Origin of the sequence: Burkholderia sp. SIMBA_051 (genome assembly GCF_046534915.1) — a bacterium.
Lineage (GTDB): Bacteria > Pseudomonadota > Gammaproteobacteria > Burkholderiales > Burkholderiaceae > Burkholderia > Burkholderia ambifaria.
Genome location: NZ_JAWRXS010000655.1, coordinates 1 through 249 on the forward strand (window position 1 = coordinate 1; position 249 = coordinate 249).

The following is a 249-nucleotide window of genomic DNA, read 5'->3' on the forward strand; positions in this document are numbered from 1 at the left end:
GTACCACTCGGTGATCAGCGCGACCACGCGGTTTTCGGTTTCCTGGTCGAACTCGGTGCTGTTCGCACCCTTCAGACCCACCACGTCGCGGGCGAATTCGATCACGGTCAGTTGCATGCCGAGGCAGATACCGAGATACGGCACCTTGGCTTCGCGCGCATAGCGGATCGCGGCGATCTTGCCCTCGGTGCCGCGACGGCCGAAGCCGCCCGGCACGAGCACCGCGTCGAGATGCCTGAGGCTTTCGAC

The 249-nt window shown here is 64.7% G+C and carries 1 protein-coding gene; it reads right to left on the reverse strand.

All coding sequences use genetic code 11. The annotated features are described in order from the left end of the window. On the reverse strand, nucleotides 1-249 hold a 249-nt coding region (locus SB771_RS36105; protein ID WP_410722176.1), incomplete at both ends, for a glutamine amidotransferase-related protein.